This window comes from Nonomuraea sp. IBHARD001 (genome assembly GCF_056106265.1).
The window spans coordinates 830,395-846,533 of sequence record NZ_JBWBBW010000002.1; the positions used below are offsets into that span (position 1 = coordinate 830,395).

Sequence of the window (16,139 nt, forward strand, 5' to 3'; positions counted from 1 at the left end):
TAGTTGGCCCCCCAGAAGCCGTGGGTGCGTCGTCGGAAGCCCAGGCCACCTCGCTGAGATCCCGAGACGACTCCACAGAAAGACGAAGCGCCCCCGGCGACCCGACTGCCGGTGGCGCAGGAACTTGTGGTGTAGAGCCTTGAGAGGGCCCAGAGGCCCCCAAAGGCGGACAGGGCGCTTCGACTCCCCGTCTCCCTCCTCGCTCCCGCTTCAGCCTCCACGCGGGCTCTCGCCTGAGCCCTAGCTTCCGCCATAGCCCCAACGCGCGTACGAGCCGCAGCCTCCGCCGAAGAGCTCCCGACAGATCGCCCGGAGGCCTTGCCGGTGCGGGGAGAGGCAGCAAGGGGGGAGCTGAGGCGCAGGGAAGCGCGATGGGGGGAAGCGTGTCTGGCGGCCGAACAAAAGACGCAGGACCTGTACCGGAGGACGTCGGCGAAAGGGGAGGTCCGGCACCGGACGGCACAGCGGGCGAAACCGCCGGGAAGGGCGCGACAACGTTGGAAAGCGCGGCTGGCCGGTCAGTGGCTGGCGGAGCAGCGACTGGCGGAGCAAACGAGGATGCCGTCGCAGCAGTGGAAGGCGCGGCTGGCACAACAGGCGGGGAGGACACAACAGGCGGGGAGGGCACAGCGACGGAAACGGCCCCAGCAGAAGACACTCCGACCGAAGACCCCCGAGCGGAGCCAGCCCCGGCAGAGGAACTCTCAGCCAAGGGAGCCACCAAGGGAGCCACCAAGGGAGCCAGCAAGGGAGCCGCCAGAGGAACCCCCACCGCACCTTCCCGAGAAGCCCCCACCGCATCCCCCAGTCCGAAACGCGCCTTCAAGCCACGCCACCCACCACCCCACCGCCCCACAAAGCCCTCCCTCCCCCACAACCCCCCATCCCTTCGCCCCCGCCCCCGCCCCCGCTCCTGCTCCCGCCCCCGCGACGGCTCATGTATCCGCCAAATCAACCCAGCACTAACCGCGAACCCCAACGCCGCCACCAGAAACGCCACCCGTGGCCCCAGCCCCGCCACCACCCCCGACCCCAGAAACGCCCCCACCAACGACCCGCCCCGCAACGACACACTCGTCCACCCGATCCCCGCCCTCCTCCTCCCGGCGGGCAGCACGGTCGCCAGGCACCCTTGCAACGCCGGTCGGAAGAACGCCTCGCACGCGCCGCCCAGGAAAACGGCCGCCGCCATGACCGAGGGGTACGGCCAGGCGGCGACGACGAGGAGGAGGACGAGGAGGCCGGCTTGGGAGCAGGTCATGACGACGGTGCGGGGTAAGCGGTCGGCCCAGACGCCGCCGAGGAGGGCGAAGGAGACGAGGGCGACGAGGCGGCCGGCCAGGACGGTGCCGATGGCGGCTTCGCCGTACCCGGCTCGGAGGAGGGAGATGACCACGGCTATGGGGAGGATGTAGTCGGCGGCCACGGAAGCGGTGAGACTGCACCAGAGCAGGCGAAACGCCCTGTCCCGCAACACACCCCGCATATGCCACCAGCATGAGCTAGAAGTCCCACAAAAGCTAGCAAAGCGGGCATGGGCAAAAAGCCGTCCAAGGTAGCCGATCGTGCGTGTTGGTGATCATCTAGCGGGTAGCCACAAGGAGAAGAGTCGGTGTTGGTGACATGAAGTTCGCATTTCCGCTGGTAACCCGTACCCTTCTCCACGGACCATCCCCGCACATCTGGAGAACGACGTGCGCCTGCGTCTCACGCCTCGTGAGGACAGCTACTACGACTTGTTCGCCGACTCGGCGAACAACCTCGTCACCGCGTCCCGGCTGCTGGTAGAGATCATCAGTGACGGGTCGGACAGGGAAGCCCTGGCCGAGAAGATGCGCGCCTGCGAACACGCGGGCGACGAACGTACTCATGCGATCATGAACCGGCTCAACGAGAGCTTCATCACGCCGTTCGACCGCGAGGACATCTACCGCCTCGCCTCGAACCTCGACGACGTGATGGACTACATGGAGGCCGCGGCCGACCTGATCCACCTGTACCAGATCGACCACCTCCCCAAGGAGGTCATCCGGCAGGTCGAGGTTCTGGAGCGTGCCGCCGAGCTCACCGCCGACGCCATGCCCAGGCTGCGCTCGATGAAGAACCTGAACGAGTACTGGATCGAGGTCAACCGGCTGGAGAACCAGGCCGACCAGGTCTACCGCCGGCTGCTCGCCAAGCTGTTCAGCGGCGAGTACGACGCGCTCACCGTGATGAAGATGAAGGAGGTCATCGACGCGCTGGAGGGCGCGGCCGACGCCTTCGAGCACGTCGCCAACACGGTCGAGTCGATCGCGGTCAAGGAAAGCTGAGTGGACCTCACGCTCGCCCTCGTCATCGGCGTGGTCGTCGTGGCGTTGGTCTTCGACTACACCAATGGCTTCCACGACGCGGCGAACGCCATCGCCACGTCCGTCTCGACGCGTGCCCTGACCCCCAGGGCCGCGCTGTTCATGGCCGCGGCGATGAACTTCATCGGCGCGCACCTGGGCACCCAGGTCGCGCAGACCGTGGGCAAGGGCATCATCGACGCTCCACAGGGCACACACGGTCTCGTGGTGGTCTGCGCGGGGCTGATCGGCGCCATCACCTGGAACATGGTCACCTGGTACTTCGGGCTGCCCTCCTCCAGCAGTCACGCCCTCATCGGCGGACTGATCGGGTCGGGGCTCGCCTCGGCCAGCGTGGTGCACTGGGACGGCGTCGTGGACAAGGTCGTCATCCCGATGATCCTCTCGCCGCTGATCGGGTTCTCGCTCGCCGCCGCGATCATGATCGCGATCTACTGGATCTTCCGTAACGCCCAGCCGGGCAAGACCAACAGGGGATTCCGCTACGCGCAGACCGTCTCGGCCGCCGCCATGGCGCTCGGGCACGGCCTGCAGGACGCGCAGAAGACGATGGGCGTGATCTTCCTCGCCCTCGTCGTCGGCGGGTACCAGAACAACGGCGACCCGATCCCGCAGTGGGTGATCCTCGCCGCGGCGGGCGCGATCTCACTGGGCACGTACGCGGGCGGCTGGCGCATCATGCGCACGCTGGGAAGGCGCATCATCGCGCTCGACCCCCCGCAGGGCTTCGCCGCGGAGAGCGCGGCCGCGACCGTGCTGTACGGCGCGGCGATCGGGTTCGGCGCGCCGATCTCCACCACGCACACCATCACCAGCGCGATCATGGGCGTCGGCGCCACCAAGCGGCTCTCGGCCGTGCGGTGGGGCGTCGCGGGCAACATCATCACCGCCTGGGTGCTGACCATCCCCGCGGCGGCCATCGTCGCCGCCCTGTCGTACTACTTCCTGCACTGGGTCATCGAGTAGCCGCCTGAGGGCGTCGATCGGCCAACGTGTCGGCGTACATCACGTCGACGTCCCAGCGGCTGAAGCCGAGCCCCTCGTACAACCTGATCGCCGCCGTGTTGGCCTCGTCCACATAGAGCATCACCTGGGCGAGGCCGCGCGTGCGCAGGTGGCACAGGCCGGCCAGGGTGAGGGCCTTGCCCAGGCCGGTGCCCTGCTGGGAGGGGTCGACGCCGACGACGTACACCTCGCCGATCGGTTCGTGGCCGTGGTCCTCGGCGCCGTGCACCTTCGTCCAGTGGAACCCGGCCAACCGGCCGTCGTCCTCGCGCTCGGCCACGAAGAAGCCTTCGGGGTCGAACCAGGGCTCGGCCTCACGCCTGCGCAGGTCCGCGAGCGTCCACGAGCCCTGCTCGGGATGGTGGGCGAAGGCGGCGGCGTTGAGCTTGACCCACGCCTCGTCGTCCTGGCCGACCACGAACGCGCGCAGCCGTACGCCTTCGGGCATCCGGTAGGCGGGGATGGGGGCGTACAGGGAGCGGCGCATCTGCCAGAGCGAGCGCACGCGTTCGAAACCGGCCGACGCGGCCAGCGCCTCGGCGCCCGCGCCCCCGCCGTGCGCCCACAGGCGCAGCCTGCCTTCGGTACGGCCGAGCACCGCCTCCAGCAGGCGCCTGCCGTGGCCGCGGCGGCGGAAGGCGGGATGGACGACCAGTTCGCCGGAGGGGCCTTCGACCTCGTCGGTGGGGTCGACGTGGGCGTACCCGGCGAGCGTGTCGCCGTCGTACAGCAGCAGGGACCGGGCCCGCTGGTCGCCGCCGTAGCGCAGGTGCAGCATCACGTGTTCGTTGAGCGGTCGCACGCCGTCCGATTCGGTGGCCGCCTCGACCACGTGGAGCACGTCGGTGATCTCTTGGTCATCAAGTCGTTCACGGATGTCGATACGCACACTCATAGATCGAACTCTAGGCGGACGTCTGGCAAATACCGCCATGGAGTCGGCCGATTAATCGTTCCTTTGCGACATTTGATGAATAGGTAGCTCACGTAGCGTGTGGGCACATGACGTCTCGTTCCCTCCTCCGGCTCGCCATGGCCGGAGCCGTCGCCGCGGGCGGTCTCGCATTCGTGGCCGCCCCCGCAGACGCGGGCAACACCCCAGCCAAGACGGTTCCCGTCCGCCTGCTCGCGCTCAACGACTTCCACGGCAACCTGGAGCCGCCGTCCGGCTCCTCCGGCCGCATGGTCAACGAGCAGGGCCAGACCGTCGACGCGGGCGGCGCGGCCTACGTCGCCACCCACATGAAGGCGCTCGCCGACCGCAACACGCTCGCGGTGGCGCAGGGCGACCTCATCGGAGCCACCCCCCTCATCTCCGCCGCCTACCACGACGAGCCGTCGGTCGAGTTCCTCGGCAGGATCGGCCTGGACGTCGCGGCCGTGGGCAACCACGAGTTCGACGAAGGCTACGCCGAGCTGCGCCGCATCATGGACGGCGGCTGCCACCCCGTGGACGGCTGCTCGCCCGCGGGCAAGTGGAAGGGGGCCGCCTTCGACTACGTCGGGGCGAACGTCCTGTTCAAGAACCCCCGTGCCAAGACCGACGCGCTCGACGGCCTGGGCACGGCGAAGGCGGCGCAGGCGGGCAAGCTGCTGGCCGGGTTCGGCATCCCGGCGCTGCCTCCGGTGTCGATCAAGTGGATCAACGGCGTGCCGATCGGCTTCATCGGCCTGGTCACCCAGACCACGCCCGGCATCGTCACGCAGGAGGGCATCAAGAACCTCACCTTCGTCGACGAGGTCAAGGCGGGCAACGTCGCCTCGAAGATCCTCAAGTTCTTCGGCGTCAAGGCCCAGGTCGTCCTCGTGCACGAAGGCGACCAGGTCACGCCGGGCCAGTCGCCCGACGCCTGCAGCGCCGTACCCGGTGCGGGCAACCGCATCGCGCTCGGCCTCGACGCCGAGGTGGACATGGTGCTCAGCGGCCACTCCCACCAGGCCTACAAGTGCGTGGTCAAGGACCCGAAGGGCGCCGACCGCCTCTACTCCCAGGGCGGCTCCTTCGGCCGTGTGATCACCCAGGTCGACTTCAAGGTCAACACGCGTACGCTCGACATCGATCGTTCCAGCGTCGTCGCCGACAACCACGTCGTCACCCGTACGGTCGCGCCTGACCCGGACATCTCCACCTTCGTCCAGACGTGGAAGGACAGGGTGGCCGCCGTCGCGAACAAGCGCATCGGCGCCATCACGGCCGACATCACCAACACCGCCACGGCCTCGGGCGAGTCCTCGCTCGGCAACCTCATCGCCGACGGCCAGCTCGCCGCCACCAAGACCGGCGGCAACACGCAGATCGCCCTGATGAACCCGGGCGGCGTGCGCGCGAGCCTGTCCTACGCGGGCTCGCCCGCCGGTGAGGGCGACGGCGTGGTCACCTACGGCGAGGCGTTCACGGTGCAGCCGTTCAACAACCTCATGCAGGCCGTCACGCTGACGGGCGCGCAGCTCAAGACGCTGCTGGAGCAGCAGTGGCCGGGCGGGCCCAACGCCCAGCCGTTCACCAAGATCCTGCAGCCGTCCTCGAACTTCACCTACACCTACAGCACGAGTGCGCCGTGGGGTTCGAAGGTCTCCGACATCAAGATCGACGGCGTCCCCGTGACCCCCGCCCAGTCGATCCGCGTCGCGGCCAACAACTTCCTGGTCGGCGGCGGCGACGCCTTCGCCGCCTTCAAGGACGGCACCGACATCTGGAGCGGCCCCCTGGACATCGACGCCTTCGTCGCCCACTTCGCCGCCCAGGGCACGATCACCCCGCCGGTCCCGAACCACATCACCGTCACCCCGTAACACCCGCACACCCATAGAAGTACGGCAAGCCCGGCCCAGCCCTCCGTCCGCGCAGGGCTGGGCCCCGCCGATCACGCGCCCCCAGCAGGACTCCGCTCTCCCGCCGCAACGTACCGGGCGTCGGTTGAACCATGACCGTTCGTCATCCGTCGTGTGGGTATGAGCTCTCGCATGAGCATCACCGGACTGCTCGTCCTGCTGGCCGTCGGCGCCTGCGGCACGATGTCACCCGAAGCCGGCGACCCGGTCTCGACCGCCAAGGTCGACCCACCCGCCGCCGCGACGCCTTCGCCCGGCCAGAGGTACACCGCGACCGGCACGGTCCTGCAGAGCCCCGAGCACGGGCCGCAGCTGTGCATGGCGGTCGCCGAGTCGTGGCCGCCGCAGTGCTCGGGCGTCGACGTGGTCGGCTGGGACTGGAAGAAGGTCAAGGCCGAGTCGAGCGGCGGCACCACCTGGGGCTCCTACACCGTCGTCGGCACGTGGGACGGCGCCCGGCTGACCCTGACCGAGCCGCCCGCCGTACCGGGCAAGGCGCCGGAGGCCGGTGCGGACGCGGGCAGGTTCGCCAGTCCGTGCCCGCCGCCGCAGGGCGGGTGGAAGCCCGTCGACGCGGCGAAGGCCACGCCCGAGGCGCTGCAGGAGACGACGAGCCGGGTGCAGGGCGAGGACGGGTTCGCCGGACTGTGGATCGACCAGGGGCAGCAGGCCGCGGACTCGTCCGAGGCAGGCGACCCGGCCAAGGCGGTGCTGAACATCAGGTTCACCGGCGACCCGGCGACCAGGGAGGCGACGATCCGCCAGACCTGGGGAGGCGCCCTGTGCATGAGCAAGGCCGAGCGCACCGAGGCCGAGCTGATGGGGGTGCAGGAGCGGCTGACCAAGGAGGTGCCCTCCGTGCGCGGCGCGGGCGTCGACGTGGTGCGCAACAAGGTGACCGCCCAGGTGTTCGTCGCGACGCCCGAGCTCCAGGGCGAGGTCGACACGATGTTCGGGGCGGGAGTCGTCGAGCTGGAGGGGTTCCTGCGGCCGGTGTGAGGCGGGGCGGGTCAGACGTGGGCGTGGTCGCGTTCGTCGGCGTGTTCGCCCCGGTCGGGGACGAAGCGGTAGCCGACGTTGCGCACGGTGCCGATCAGCGCTTCGTACTCGGGGCCGAGTTTGGCGCGTAGCCTTCGCACGTGCACGTCGACGGTTCTGGTGCCGCCGAAGTAGTCGTAGCCCCAGACCTCCTGCAGCAGCTGGGCGCGGGTGAAGACCCGGCCGGGGTGCTGGGCGAGGTACTTCAGCAGCTCGAACTCCTTGAACGTCAGGTCGAGCGCCCTTCCGCGCAGCCTGGCCGTGTAGGTGGCCTCGTCGATCGACAGGTCGCCGCTGCGGATCTCGTCGGGCACCTCCTCGTGCGAGGCGAGCGAGAGCCTGCCGGTCGCCATCCGCAGCCTGGCCTCGACCTCGGCCGGGCCGGCGTGCTCCAGCAGGACGTCGTCGACGCCCCACTCGGCGGTCATGGCGGCCAGGCCGCCCTCGGTGACGATCACCAGCAGGGGACACGTGATGCCGGTCGTCCTGAGCAGCCGGCACAGGCTCTTGGCCTGGGCGAGCTCCCGCCTGGCGTCGACGAGCACCGCATCGGCGGGCTGGGCGTTGATGAGCGCCGTGGCCTCGGCCGGAGCCACTCTGACCGAGTGCAGCAGCAGGCCGAGCGCCGGAAGCACCTCGGCGGACGGCTCCAGGGCGTTGGTCAGCAGGAGCAGGTTGCTCATCACGACTCCTCGCACTTGCCGTACAAACACGTAAGGACCCGGGGGCTACGTCGCCCAGGTCCCGTAGTAGGTGAGGATAACCCACGAGAATGCGGTGTTCACGATGCGTCCACCTGGTGAACAGGGTCGTGCGTGAAACATTTCCATCATCAAACGCGCACAATAACCACAGAAGAGATGTGAGGTCCCTGTGGCCACAGGAACTGTTCGCTATTGGGCCGCCGCGAAAGAGGCGGCGGGTGTCGCCGAGGAGGCGTTCGAGGCGGTCAGCCTGCACGAGCTGATGGCCAAGATCACAGCGGGAAGGGACGATCTCGCGAAGGTCGTCAGCCGTTCCTCGTTCCTGGTCGACGGCGATCCGGTCGGTAAACGCGATCACCACACCGTCGTCCTGCCCGAGGGGGCCACGGTCGAGGTGCTTCCGCCGTTCGCGGGTGGATGATCCGGTTTCGCCGTCCTGCTCTCGGTAAAGTAAGCGCCGACGCCCCTTTCGGCGAAGGCAAGGAGAACGATGCGCAAGCTGATCGTCTTTCTCATCGTGCTCATCGTCCTGCTCGTCGCCCTGGACCGGGTGGCCGTCGCCGGGGTCGAGCGCGACCTGTCCAACAGGATCGCCGCCGCCGCCGACCTCGGTACGCCGCCCACCGTGCGCATCGAGGGCATCCCGTTCCTCACCCAGGCCATCGGCGGGCGCTGTCCCGAGGTCACCTTCGACCTGGGGCTGCTCAAGCTACCCGGCGTCACGCTGAGGGACGTGCGCGGCACGGCGCACGACGTGACGTTCGACCTGGCCACCCTGATCAAGGACTTCAAGGCCGCGGACGTGCGCGCCAGGCGTCTGGTCATCACCGGCGTGATCAGCAAGGGCACCATCGACAGGTACGCGCCCAAAGGCGTGAAGATCGACGGCAACGGCGACAAGATCGTGGCGTCCGGCGACCTGCCCGTCGGCCCGACGACGGTCAAGCTCAACGCCGAGATGCGCGTGGAGATCGGCGACGGCGGGCTCAAGCTGGTCGCCGAGAAGGCCAACGGCCTGCCGATCCCCGCGAGCCTCGCCTCCCTGCTCACCTTCAATGTGCCCTTCAGGGGCAAGCTGCCCTTCGACGTGCAGATCAAGGGCGTCAAGACCGTCCCGGGCGGCCTGCAGGTCACCGCCGAGGCGAGTGACGTACCTCTCAGTGGGTGAGCGTGAACCATGGCGCCGCCGCACACGTGATGAGGGTGTGAGTCCAGCAGGCGCCACCGACGAGGATCTCGTACGGTCCCTTTTCGATGAGCACGCAGGGCCACTTTACGGTTACGTGCTGCGACTCATCGGTGATCCAGGGCGAGCGGAGGATGTCGTGCAGGAGACGCTGCTGCGGGCCTGGCGCCATCCGGACGCGCTCTCCGGCAAGCCGATCCGCGCCTGGTTGTTCACCGTCGCCCGCAATCTGGTCGTCGACCAGCACCGGGCACGCAAGTCAAGACCGCAGGAGACGGGCGACGAGGCGCTGGCGGTGATCCCCGCCGACGACGAGCTCGAACGCGCGGTCGAGTCGTGGGCCGTGGCCGAGGCACTGGCCGCACTGCGGCCCGAGCACCGCGAGGTGCTCATGGAGGTCTACTACCGGGGGCGATCGGTGAAGGAGGCGTCGCAGACGCTGGGCATACCCGCGGGCACTGTCAAGTCACGCACGTACTACGCGCTGCGGGCGCTCAAGCTCGCCCTGGAGGAGCGGGGGCTGGCACCGTGATGACGTGCGAGGAGGTACGGCTGTCGCTGGGCGTGCACGCGCTCGGCGCGCTGGAGCCCGACGAGGCGATGGAGGTCGACCTGCATCTGGCCTCGTGCGAGGGGTGCACCGACGAGCTGATGGAGCTGTCCGGGGTCGCCGCGTTCCTCGGCAAGGTCTCGGAGAGCGACGTCGAGCACGTCGTGAGCCCGCCGCGAGACGTGCTCGACCGCCTGCTGTCGGCCAAGGCGAAGCGGCACAGGCGCGGACGCGTCCTGCTGGCCGTGGCCGCCTCGGCCGCCGTGATCGCGCTCGGGGGCACGATGTGGAAGGTGACGGCGCAGGGGGCCGACGGCGGCGTCGCCTCCGTGGCGTCCGCGCCCGAGTCGGCGGCCGGGCAGGCGGCCGACTCCGACGCGGCGCAGTCGGCCCAGCCGTTCGGCGCGGCCGAGGTTCCCGCCGCCGACTCGCCGAGCCCCGAGGTCGCCAAGAAGCTCACCATGGCGAGCCTGGTGCTGGAGGGCGCCAACGGCGAGGTCAAGGCCGTCGCCAGGGCCACCGAGGGCACGACCGGCTCGGTGATATCCGTCACGCTGTCCGGTCTGCCGGTCGGTACCCGCTGCCGGCTCGTCATCGTGCCGCACAACGGGCCGACGCGTAAGGCGGAGGTCTGGACCGTCGACAGGGCCTCGCTGGAGCAGGACGCGGCGTTCACCGCCGAGAGCGACCTGCCGATCTCCGACATCGCCGGATTCAAGATCGTCGATGCGTCGGGACGCGTGCTGGTGGCCATCCCGTCCTGATCGGGGGGAATGCGCCGGAGTCGCGTGAGGTTGCACACAGGCGATGACTGGTCTGTGGATAGTTCTCGGCACGCTTGCGGTCGGCACGGTGATCGGGGTGGTTCGCCTGAAGCGCGATGGAAAGGTGCGCGACATCGTCGCCGCCGCGCCCGGCGGGCTCAGTGCCGAGACGCTCGACGCGCCCCTGGGCGAGCGTGCGACGCTCGTGCAGTTCTCGACGGCGTTCTGCCAGCCGTGCAAGGCGACACGGCGGGTTCTGGACGAGGTGAGCGCGATGGTTCCCGGCGTCGCGCACATCGAGATCGACGCCGAGGCGCGCCTCGACCTCGTCCGCGAACTCGACATCATGCGCACGCCGACCGTGCTCGTACTGGACGCCGAAGGGCGTGTCGTCAAGCGCGCGTCGGGCCAGCCGCGCAAGGCCGATGTCATCGCCGCATTGGGTCATGCGATATCTCATGAATCGGACGTGACGTGACAGATGGCAAGACGCCGGGTAGTGTCATCGCCATGAACCCCACGACAGAGCTGCTGACGAAGCGGCGCGCGGTTGATTTCTGCCGCGTGGCCACCGCGCTCTGTCGCGCTGCCTGAGGACGGTCTCGCGCGGAAGATTCCGATTCCGCCCCCTTTCGACCCCCTTCAGGAGCATCCTGCGATGCGTGCCGACCCTAGAGCGCTGCGTTTCGGCGCGGCCATCACCACCTTGGTCCTCGCTCTCGTCCTCGTGACGGGTAGCGGCTGGCTCCTCGTCGTCCAGACCGCGGTCTTCGCACTGGGCGCCTTGGGCCGCCAGCCGTACGCCATGCTCTTCAAGGCGTTCGTCAAGAGCGCCCCGAAGGAGACCGAAGACGCCCGCCCGCCGCGCTTCGCCCAGGCGGTCGGACTGCTCTTCGCGGTCGCCGGGCTGATCGGGTACTTCGCCGGGATCACACCGCTCGCCCTCGGGGCGACGGCAGCGGCTCTCCTCGCCGCCTTCCTCAACGCAGCCTTCGGATTCTGCCTCGGCTGCGAGATGTACTTGATGATTCGCCGTCTACTGCCCGCCGCCACAATGGAGGTTCCCCAATGAGCCGCTCCGCCGTCCTGGTGGATGCCGACTGGGTCGAGGCCAACCTCGACACCCCCGGCGTCGTACTCGTCGAGGTCGACGAAGACGCCAGCGCCTACGACAAGGGCCACATCCGTGGCGCTGTGAAGATCGACTGGAGGCAGGACCTTCAGGACCCCGTCCGCCGTGACTTCGTGGACAAGGCCGGCTTCGAGGCCCTGCTGTCCGAGCGCGGCATCGGCAACGACGACACCGTCGTGCTCTACGGCGGCAACAACAACTGGTTCGCCTCCTACGCGTACTGGTACTTCAAGCTCTACGGCCACGGCGACGTCAAGCTCCTCGACGGCGGTCGCAAGAAGTGGGAGCTCGACTCCCGCGAGCTGACCCCCGAGGTCGCCGCCCGCCCCGCGACCACGTACGTGGCCCAGGAGCAGGACCTGTCGATCCGCGCTTTCCGCGACGACGCCGTCACCGCGATCGGCAAGCTCAACCTGGTCGACGTGCGCTCGCCCGACGAGTTCACCGGCAAGCTGCTGGCCCCCGCGCACCTCCCGCAGGAGCAGGCCCAGCGCGCCGGCCACATCCCGACCGCCCGCAACATCCCGTGGTCCAAGGCGGCCAACGACGACGGCACGTTCAAGTCCGACGACGACCTGCGCGCCCTGTACGGCGACGCCGGCGTCGACTTCGGCAAGGACACCATCGCCTACTGCCGCATCGGCGAGCGCTCCGCGCACACGTGGTTCGTGCTGCACGAGCTGCTCGACCAGGCCAACGTCAAGAACTACGACGGTTCGTGGACCGAGTACGGCTCGCTCGTGGGCGTGCCGATCGAGCTGGGAGAGGCCCGCTGATGAGCGTCGTCGCACAGGGTTGCGCAGCGCCCGAACAGACCATCGAGCTGCCCGCGGGCATCGACCTGTCCCAGCAGGCCGTCATCCAGGGCGTCGTGACCGGCACCGGCACCGCCTACGCCCGTCTCCTCGACCACTCCGGTGAGTTCACCGGCGAGGTCGTCGTCTCCGACGAAGGCATCTTCCGCTTCTTCGCGGCGCCCGGCGATTGGACCGTTCGCATCATCGCGGGCGGCGGGGTCACCAGGGACGTCGCGGTCGAGGCCAAGCTGGGCGAGGTCTCGCAGCTGGCCGTCGCGGTCTGACGGCTGGGTCTTCCTTCTCGGTTGTTACGTTTTTCATTCGCATGGTTGTGGGTGGGCCCGTATCTCCCTTCGGGGGTGCGGGCCCTTCCTGCGTTTACGGTGTGGGTTTTGGGGTGGGGTTCGGCGTGGATTGCAGCTGCGGTTTCGGCTGCCGTTTTGGCTCAGGGGTCGGTGCGGTGGGATAGCGCATGAGTAGCGTCGCGTGGACGTCCTCACGGCTGAGCGCCACGTAGGAGTGGGGTACGTCCGAGTGCAGGGTGATGTGCTCGCCCGGTCCAGCGACGAGCGGCGCGTCCGGCGGGCCAGCGCTCAGGACGCCGTTGAAGACCGTGATGTGCTCGGTGACGCCGTGATGATGGGCCGGGGAGTGCTGGGTGGCGCCCGGCGGGACACGCATGCGGTACAGCTCGAACGTCGCCCCCTCCTCCTCGAACACCTGCAACAGCAGCGCCTCCACCGCTGAACCGTGCATGACCGGGGCGGGGTCGTCGTGGTCGAGCACGGCGGTGATCGGGATGCCGAGCGCGGCTGTGACCGCCCAGAGGGTGTCGAGGGTGGGATTACGCGTGCCGTGTTCGAGGCCGGAGAGGGTGGCCTTTCCCACGCCTGCGCGTCTCGCCAGTTCGGACAGGGAGATGCCTCTGTCCTCGCGTAGGGCACGTAGGCGGGTGGCCAGGGCTTGGGTGTCGCCGTCGATGGCGGTGGGGTGTGGGGTGTGGGCATCGGCTGGGGCAGGGCCTTGGGTGTGGGGCCTGCCTCGGGATGTCATGGTCCTATCGTGCCTTACCTGGGGGGAGGGGGGTTGGGTTCGTGGGTTCGTGGGGGTTGGGGGGGCTTGGCGGGTGTTGTGGGTGGGTGGTGGTGGTCGGTAGTGGTTGGTGGTGGGGGCGTGGTTGGGGTTCGGGGAGGCGGGGGGTTGGGGGGTTGGGGGCGCGGCGGGTGGGGCGTTGCAGGTGGCTGCAAGTGCTGCGGGTAGTTGCAGGTTGTTGCAGGTTGCGACGGATGGTGGCGGATGGCTGGAGGGCTGTGGCGGTCCTTAGCGGCCCTGGGGGAGCCTGCGGGGTTCTATGGGAATGAGTTGCCACTCCAGTGACGCCGGGGCTGACGGGGTTTGCGCTCGCTCTGGCTGAGGTGTTGCTGTGGCTGACGTCCGGCTGCATCGTGTCGGCCAGCCGCTGCATCGTGTTGGGCGTTGCATCGTGTTGGGTGTTCTGAGCCGGTCCTGTGCGGGTTCGGAATGGGGCTGGGTGTTGCTTGCGGGGTGGTGGTCGTGGATTGCGGAGGGGTTGGGGTCGCAGGTGGCGTTCCGTTTGCGGAACGTTGACGGGGGTCGCTATCGTTCCGTCAACGGAACGGAGGTGTGTTGTGGCTCGACTGACTCAACCCCTGGTCGCGGGAGCCGTAACCGCGTTGGTCGGGTTCGCCAGCAGTTTCTCCGTCGTGCTGGAAGGGCTGCGGGCGGTCGGCGCCGACGAGCGGCAGGCGGCGTCCGGGTTGCTCGCCCTCTGTGTGTGCGTGGGTGTGGTCGCGGTCGTCCTCGGACTGCGGCATCGCATTCCGATCAGCATCGCGTGGTCGACCCCGGGAGCCGCACTGCTGGTCAGCACGGGGGCTTCGACCGAGTTCGGATTCGCCGACGCCGTGGGGGCGTTCGTGGTGTGCGGGCTGCTGCTCATGGCCGCAGGGCTGTTCCCTGTGCTCGGGCGACTGGTCGCACTGATTCCCAAGCCGCTGGCCAATGCCATGCTGGCCGGCGTACTTCTCAATCTGTGCCTGGTCCCGTTCACCGCCCTGGGGTCGATCCCGGCCGTTGTCGGGCCGGTCATCCTCGTGTGGGTGGTGCTGACCCGCCTCGCGAAGGCGTGGGCCGTTCCCGGTGCGCTCGTCGCCGCGCTGGTCGCCATCTGGGTGACCACTCCGGCCGGACGCATCGGCGCCATCGATCCGCTGCCGGTCGTCGAGTTCACCGCGCCGCACTGGAACCTCCAGGCGATCCTGGGCATCGGCTTACCGCTGTTCGTGGTCACGATGGCCTCGCAGAACGTTCCCGGCATGGCCGTGCTGGCCAGCTTCGGCTACCGCGCTCCACTGCGTCCCGTACTGCTGGGCACCGGCCTGGCTTCGGCCCTGGGCGCTCCGCTCGGCGGTCATGCGATCAACCTTGCCGCCATCACGGCCGCGCTGGCCGCGAGTCCCGAGGCTGAGCCCGATCCGGCCCGGCGCTGGATCGCCTCCGTCACCGCCGGAAGCTGGATGATCGCCCTCGGCCTGTGCGCGAGCGCCGTCACCGCCGTGGTCCTCATCGCTCCGCCGATGCTCATCGCTTCTGTCGCGGGCTTGGCGCTGTTCGGGGCGCTCGGGGGGTCGCTTTCCGGGGCGTTCGCCGATGCCGAGGGGCGGGAGGCGGCCGTGGTGACGTTCGTGTTCACCTTGTCCGGGGTGACGTGGCTGGGGATCGGCGCCCCGTTCTGGGGGTTGATCGCAGGTGGGGTCATGCACGTCGTCATGGGCGGAGTGCGGGGCAGGGCGGCGTCGGATGGGGCCCAGACGGATCGGGTAGCTCAGGGGGATCGGGTAGCTCAGGGGGATCAAGAGAGGGAGGTGCTGGCGGCAGACGTGAGGCGGCAGGCGTAGGGCGACCGGACGGGGTTGGGGTGGGGAAGCGGCTGGGCCGGGGGTGCTCAGAGGGTGATGGCTTGGGATGGTTTGTGATGGATAGGGCGGCAGGCAGGGCAGCACTACAGTGGAAAGGTGACCCCCCAGTCGAAGGATGGCCGCCTGGCGCGGATCGGTGAGGACGAGCGAGATGCGGTGGTACGTCGGTTGCAGGAGGCGTACGCCGATGGGCTTGTCTCGCACGAGGAGATGGACGGGTACCTGAGCCAGGCGCTCACCGCCAAGACGCGGGACGAGCTTGAGCCGGTCCTCGCCGTACTCCCGGCGGAGAAGCCGGGCGCCACGTCCACGATCGCCGCGCTCAGCGGAGCGATCCGGCGGCGCGGCGCGTGGCGGGTGCCGCGCATTCTCAAGATCGAATCTGCGCTCGGCCGGGTGAATCTGAACATGTCGCGTGCGGTGTTCGAGCATCCGGTGGTCGACATCGAGCTTCATCTCGGCACCGGCCGGGCGAAGATCACCGTTCCGCGTGACGCGATCGTGGAGTTCGAGGGACTGCAGACCACCTGGAAGAGCGTGGCGTACAAGGCGCCGGAGCGTTCGGGGGTGGCGGGGCGTTCGGGGGCAGTGGGGCCGACGATTCGTGTGTCCGGGGCGATGGGGTTGGGGCGGTTGAAGATCCGCCATGCGTGGCGTTGAGCCGACTGAGGTCCGGCATTTGTGGGGTTGGGGCTGGGGCGGAGAGGGGAGCCGGTCTACGGTCACGTGGCAGTCTGTGTGGCGGGGTGGCCTGTTCATTTGGGGGGATGTCGCGGTGGGGCGTCGTGGTGGGTTGGCGTCGTCGTGGTGGCGTGATTGGGGTGGGACCGCTGTGGTGGAC

Annotated in this window: 18 protein-coding genes and 1 pseudogene; 15 read left to right on the top strand and 4 right to left on the bottom strand. The window is 69.0% G+C overall.

The features are described 5' to 3' along the window. Window positions 1-880: 880 nt before the first annotated feature. Window positions 881-1,486: pseudogene (locus ACTWNK_RS06095) on the bottom strand (MFS transporter); the annotation flags it as partial. A 208-nt stretch (window positions 1,487-1,694) separates the two neighbouring features. On the opposite strand from ACTWNK_RS06095, the gene ACTWNK_RS06100 reads away from it, so the two are divergent. Together ACTWNK_RS06100 and ACTWNK_RS06105 are read left to right on the top strand one after the other, a co-directional pair. Then, window positions 1,695-2,312: a DUF47 domain-containing protein gene (locus ACTWNK_RS06100; protein ID WP_474302569.1), complete on the top strand. Its 618-nt coding sequence runs from the start codon at window positions 1,695-1,697 to the stop codon at window positions 2,310-2,312. Then, window positions 2,313-3,317 (top strand): inorganic phosphate transporter, encoded by a 1,005-nt coding sequence (locus ACTWNK_RS06105; protein WP_474302571.1) that lies wholly within the window; start codon window positions 2,313-2,315, stop codon window positions 3,315-3,317. It abuts the gene before it with no gap. Here the strand turns inward: ACTWNK_RS06105 and mshD are convergent. Next, a complete protein-coding gene (gene mshD, locus ACTWNK_RS06110; protein WP_474302573.1) occupies window positions 3,307-4,251 on the bottom strand; it encodes a mycothiol synthase in 945 nt (314 codons plus the stop codon). The genes ACTWNK_RS06105 and mshD overlap by 11 nt on opposite strands. A 107-nt stretch (window positions 4,252-4,358) precedes the next feature. On the opposite strand from mshD, the gene ACTWNK_RS06115 reads away from it, so the two are divergent. Then, on the top strand, window positions 4,359-6,149 hold the full coding sequence (locus ACTWNK_RS06115) for a bifunctional metallophosphatase/5'-nucleotidase (protein WP_474302575.1): 1,791 nt from the start codon (window positions 4,359-4,361) through the stop codon (window positions 6,147-6,149). 171 nt (window positions 6,150-6,320) lie between these two features. Continuing rightward, window positions 6,321-7,187, top strand: coding sequence for a hypothetical protein (locus ACTWNK_RS06120; RefSeq protein WP_474302577.1), 867 nt, complete (start codon window positions 6,321-6,323; stop codon window positions 7,185-7,187). 11 nt (window positions 7,188-7,198) lie between these two features. Here ACTWNK_RS06120 and ACTWNK_RS06125 read toward each other — a convergent pair whose 3' ends face one another. Further along, window positions 7,199-7,909, bottom strand: a complete 711-nt coding sequence (locus tag ACTWNK_RS06125) for a winged helix-turn-helix transcriptional regulator (RefSeq protein ID WP_474302579.1) — start codon at window positions 7,907-7,909, stop codon at window positions 7,199-7,201. A 190-nt stretch (window positions 7,910-8,099) separates the two neighbouring features. On the opposite strand from ACTWNK_RS06125, the gene ACTWNK_RS06130 reads away from it, so the two are divergent. From ACTWNK_RS06130 to ACTWNK_RS06170, 9 genes are all read left to right on the top strand, one after another. After that, window positions 8,100-8,351, top strand: a complete 252-nt coding sequence (locus tag ACTWNK_RS06130; protein ID WP_474302581.1) for a MoaD/ThiS family protein — start codon at window positions 8,100-8,102, stop codon at window positions 8,349-8,351. A gap of 69 nt (window positions 8,352-8,420) precedes the next feature. Further along, window positions 8,421-9,098, top strand: coding sequence for an LmeA family phospholipid-binding protein (locus tag ACTWNK_RS06135; protein WP_474302583.1), 678 nt, complete (start codon window positions 8,421-8,423; stop codon window positions 9,096-9,098). Further along, window positions 8,986-9,648 carry a sigma-70 family RNA polymerase sigma factor gene (locus ACTWNK_RS06140; protein WP_474302585.1) on the top strand — a complete coding sequence of 221 codons (663 nt, stop codon included), beginning with the start codon at window positions 8,986-8,988 and terminating at the stop codon, window positions 9,646-9,648. The genes ACTWNK_RS06135 and ACTWNK_RS06140 overlap by 113 nt, the downstream gene beginning before the upstream one ends. Continuing rightward, complete coding sequence (locus ACTWNK_RS06145) at window positions 9,648-10,430, top strand: anti-sigma factor family protein (protein WP_474310847.1); 783 nt, start codon at window positions 9,648-9,650, stop codon at window positions 10,428-10,430. Before ACTWNK_RS06140 ends, ACTWNK_RS06145 begins: the two co-directional genes overlap by 1 nt. A gap of 43 nt (window positions 10,431-10,473) precedes the next feature. Then, window positions 10,474-10,908 (top strand): thioredoxin family protein, encoded by a 435-nt coding sequence (locus ACTWNK_RS06150; RefSeq protein ID WP_474302587.1) that lies wholly within the window; start codon window positions 10,474-10,476, stop codon window positions 10,906-10,908. A gap of 32 nt (window positions 10,909-10,940) precedes the next feature. Next, window positions 10,941-11,024, top strand: a complete 84-nt coding sequence (locus ACTWNK_RS06155; protein ID WP_357918323.1) for a putative leader peptide — start codon at window positions 10,941-10,943, stop codon at window positions 11,022-11,024. A 64-nt stretch (window positions 11,025-11,088) separates the two neighbouring features. Then, window positions 11,089-11,502 carry a DUF4395 domain-containing protein gene (locus tag ACTWNK_RS06160; protein ID WP_474302589.1) on the top strand — a complete coding sequence of 138 codons (414 nt, stop codon included), beginning with the start codon at window positions 11,089-11,091 and terminating at the stop codon, window positions 11,500-11,502. Beyond that, window positions 11,499-12,338 (top strand): sulfurtransferase, encoded by an 840-nt coding sequence (locus ACTWNK_RS06165; RefSeq protein WP_474302591.1) that lies wholly within the window; start codon window positions 11,499-11,501, stop codon window positions 12,336-12,338. Before ACTWNK_RS06160 ends, ACTWNK_RS06165 begins: the two co-directional genes overlap by 4 nt. Next, window positions 12,338-12,643, top strand: a complete 306-nt coding sequence (locus tag ACTWNK_RS06170; RefSeq protein ID WP_474302593.1) for a DUF1416 domain-containing protein — start codon at window positions 12,338-12,340, stop codon at window positions 12,641-12,643. Before ACTWNK_RS06165 ends, ACTWNK_RS06170 begins: the two co-directional genes overlap by 1 nt. A gap of 94 nt (window positions 12,644-12,737) precedes the next feature. Here the strand turns inward: ACTWNK_RS06170 and ACTWNK_RS06175 are convergent, their stop codons facing one another. Next, on the bottom strand, window positions 12,738-13,412 hold the full coding sequence (locus ACTWNK_RS06175; protein ID WP_474302595.1) for a helix-turn-helix domain-containing protein: 675 nt from the start codon (window positions 13,410-13,412) through the stop codon (window positions 12,738-12,740). Between the two features lie 596 nt (window positions 13,413-14,008). Between ACTWNK_RS06175 and ACTWNK_RS06180 the strand changes: the two genes are divergently transcribed. Continuing rightward, window positions 14,009-15,277 carry a benzoate/H(+) symporter BenE family transporter gene (locus tag ACTWNK_RS06180; RefSeq protein ID WP_474302597.1) on the top strand — a complete coding sequence of 423 codons (1,269 nt, stop codon included), beginning with the start codon at window positions 14,009-14,011 and terminating at the stop codon, window positions 15,275-15,277. Window positions 15,278-15,394: 117 nt separating this feature from the next. After that, on the top strand, window positions 15,395-15,958 hold the full coding sequence (locus tag ACTWNK_RS06185) for a DUF1707 SHOCT-like domain-containing protein (RefSeq protein ID WP_474302599.1): 564 nt from the start codon (window positions 15,395-15,397) through the stop codon (window positions 15,956-15,958). Window positions 15,959-16,139: the final 181 nt, after the last annotated feature.

What these genes read in the sequence shown, in the direction of transcription:
- mshD (WP_474302573.1), bottom strand. Translation starts at nt 4,251, where the DNA reads ATGAGTGTGCGTATCGACATCCGTGAACGACTTGATGACCAAGAGATC.
- ACTWNK_RS06115 (WP_474302575.1), top strand. Translation starts at nt 4,359, where the DNA reads ATGACGTCTCGTTCCCTCCTCCGGCTCGCCATGGCCGGAGCCGTCGCC.
- ACTWNK_RS06120 (WP_474302577.1), top strand. Translation starts at nt 6,321, where the DNA reads ATGAGCATCACCGGACTGCTCGTCCTGCTGGCCGTCGGCGCCTGCGGC.
- ACTWNK_RS06125 (WP_474302579.1), bottom strand. Translation starts at nt 7,909, where the DNA reads ATGAGCAACCTGCTCCTGCTGACCAACGCCCTGGAGCCGTCCGCCGAG.
- ACTWNK_RS06135 (WP_474302583.1), top strand. Translation starts at nt 8,421, where the DNA reads ATGCGCAAGCTGATCGTCTTTCTCATCGTGCTCATCGTCCTGCTCGTC.
- ACTWNK_RS06140 (WP_474302585.1), top strand. Translation starts at nt 8,986, where the DNA reads ATGTGCCCTTCAGGGGCAAGCTGCCCTTCGACGTGCAGATCAAGGGCG.
- ACTWNK_RS06145 (WP_474310847.1), top strand. Translation starts at nt 9,648, where the DNA reads ATGACGTGCGAGGAGGTACGGCTGTCGCTGGGCGTGCACGCGCTCGGC.
- ACTWNK_RS06150 (WP_474302587.1), top strand. Translation starts at nt 10,474, where the DNA reads ATGACTGGTCTGTGGATAGTTCTCGGCACGCTTGCGGTCGGCACGGTG.
- ACTWNK_RS06155 (WP_357918323.1), top strand. Translation starts at nt 10,941, where the DNA reads ATGAACCCCACGACAGAGCTGCTGACGAAGCGGCGCGCGGTTGATTTC.
- ACTWNK_RS06160 (WP_474302589.1), top strand. Translation starts at nt 11,089, where the DNA reads ATGCGTGCCGACCCTAGAGCGCTGCGTTTCGGCGCGGCCATCACCACC.
- ACTWNK_RS06165 (WP_474302591.1), top strand. Translation starts at nt 11,499, where the DNA reads ATGAGCCGCTCCGCCGTCCTGGTGGATGCCGACTGGGTCGAGGCCAAC.
- ACTWNK_RS06170 (WP_474302593.1), top strand. Translation starts at nt 12,338, where the DNA reads ATGAGCGTCGTCGCACAGGGTTGCGCAGCGCCCGAACAGACCATCGAG.
- ACTWNK_RS06175 (WP_474302595.1), bottom strand. Translation starts at nt 13,412, where the DNA reads ATGACATCCCGAGGCAGGCCCCACACCCAAGGCCCTGCCCCAGCCGAT.